The sequence below is a fragment of the Candidatus Schmidhempelia bombi str. Bimp genome (assembly GCF_000471645.3).
Taxonomy (GTDB): Bacteria; Pseudomonadota; Gammaproteobacteria; order Enterobacterales; family Orbaceae; genus Utexia; species Utexia bombi.
In genome coordinates, this window is the sequence record NZ_AWGA01000100.1 from 1 (window position 1) to 2356 (window position 2356).

At 35.2% G+C, this 2356-nt stretch carries 2 protein-coding genes; one reads left to right on the forward strand and one right to left on the reverse strand.

From position 1 onward, the window contains the following. The first annotated feature begins 565 nt into the window (after positions 1–565). Positions 566–1144 (forward strand): molybdopterin adenylyltransferase, encoded by a 579-nt coding sequence (gene mog / locus O970_RS09040; RefSeq protein ID WP_133459377.1) that lies wholly within the window; start codon positions 566–568, stop codon positions 1142–1144. 486 nt (positions 1145–1630) lie between these two features. Here the strand turns inward: mog and O970_RS09045 are convergent. Then, on the reverse strand, positions 1631–2356 hold a 726-nt coding region (locus O970_RS09045), incomplete at its 5' end, for an FtsX-like permease family protein (RefSeq protein ID WP_133459378.1).

Here is a 2356-nt window from a genome sequence, read left to right on the forward strand (position 1 = left end):
TTTATATATAACTGAGTCAAAATAGCACCCTGTGAGAAAAATGTTTAAATATCATTGTAAATAATGATAAAACCGTACCTTAGGTAGCACAAAATAATTAAAGGCGTATTAGATAACTAAGTGAGGGCGGTTAGGTTGTTTCATTAGTTAATTATCCATCTAAAAATAGCTTAGCTTCATCGGTTTATAGTTTAATCCATGTTTCTAATCGAATGATGATACAAAAAATACGTCGCTCAGATTAAATGCAACTATAGGGAAAGATTCTTTTGCAGCAGACTGTGATGGTGTGTATTGCTATTATTAGGCTATAGATAGAACAACAATATATACTAACTTAAAATATGAAAACCGCTACGTTGTTTAAACCTTAGTTCCCCATTCTAAATGGTGCGGGGTTACGGTTTAACCTCTCAATCATAGCGACAAACTAGTTTTTTAATTAGTGACAATAGCGAAAGATAGTATTGTCTTTTTATATTTTATGGTATGTGTATCATACTGTTGAAATTCTTAGACAATGAGTAATAATAACGTATTATTAACACAAAAATAAGGCAATATAATGACTGCACCTATTGTTATTGGATTAGTTTCGGTTTCTGATCGCGCAGCCAAAGGCATTTATCAAGATCAAGGTATTCCAGAACTAGAAAAGTGGCTAACTCAAGCGATCATCAATCCTTGTCATTTTATAAAATGTTTAATTCCAGATGAACAAAACGAAATTGAAAAGACACTATGTCAGTTAGTCGACCAGCAACATTGTGATTTAATTTTAACAACAGGCGGTACTGGCCCTGCGATTCGCGATGTGACACCCGATGCCACCTTAGCAATTGCCGATCGCGTCATGCCTGGGTTTGGTGAGCAGATGCGGCAAATAAGTTTAGCATTTGTACCTACTGCTATTTTATCACGTCAGTTGGGCGTTATCCGTAAACAAACGTTAATCTTAAACTTACCCGGTCAACCAAAAGCCATTAAAGAGACCTTGGAAGGAGTCAAAGACGAAAATGGAAAAGTTCAAATTCAGGGAATTTTCGCTAGTGTTCCTTATTGTATCCAACTTTTAGATGGTCCTTATATTGACACTCATTCCCATATTGTGCAGGCATTTCGTCCTAAAAGTGCGCAGCGTTAATATAAGATAAAATAGATAAGTAATACGCACGTTATAAGGTCATGATGAGGCAATATCGATTTATATTAATCTAGCAACGGTATAGGTGTACTGATATGAATAAAAGAGTTGATGACTTATTCGCTTATCAGTGATTCAATAATATTGATTATTAAAAATCTATTTTTACCTTTTTATATTGATATTTAAACACAAAAGTTAAAATAAGTTGATTTTAACTTTTGTGACGGTTAAACCTTATTGCTAGTGGATGAAAAGAGCCATATTTAACAGTACTAATGCGGAAAGGATTCGTTGGATATTATGATTATTGGCTTCATGTGAAATGAGTCATATCGGTAACCTTTAACAGCTTGCTTAAAACAGCAGACGACAACCATAGCTAAAAATGGGAATACCATAAGAGCTATTTTTATTCAGCTGACATTAATAATAAAATCAAACCGTCATTGTCTAACTTTAACCGTTTGATTTTATTATGTAAATTTATTCGCGTTCTAAGGCATGAATCGGATCTAAGTTGGCTGCTCGTCTGGCAGGAAAAAATCCAAATAAAATACCAATCAAACTCGAACAACTGAACGCCGCAATAATTGCTGAAATCGAGAACTGCATAGGAAAATCAGTCACAAAATAGGCAAAAATCACCCCAATTAATAATGAGAGTAAAATACCTAATGTGCCACCAATTAAACAAACCAAAATAGATTCGATTAAAAATTGTTGAAGTATATCGCTAGATCGCGCACCTACCGCCATTCTCACCCCAATTTCTTTAGTTCGTTCGGTAACGGAGACTAACATAATATTCATCACCCCAATTCCGCCAACGACCAATGAGATAAGAGCAATCATTGAGACTAATAATGTCATGGTTGCGGTTGTTGATTCAACCATTTGTCGAACACTATCGGTATTAAAGATAAAAAAATCTTTACTTCCATGACGTTGTATCAATAATTGCGTGACTGCCTGTTCTGCCACAGCCATATCGACATTATCTTTGACACGTACCGTAATACTTCTTAGGCTCGTCTGCCCCGTAATACGATTCATTACCGTCGTATAAGGTAACCAAATATTGAGATTTTCATTACTACCAAACCCTTGTTGGTCGCGTTTAACAATCCCAATAATACGTACTGGTAACGATCCAGCATGCATAATTTGCCCAATCGGATTTTGCTTAGCAAATAGTCTATTGGCGGTATT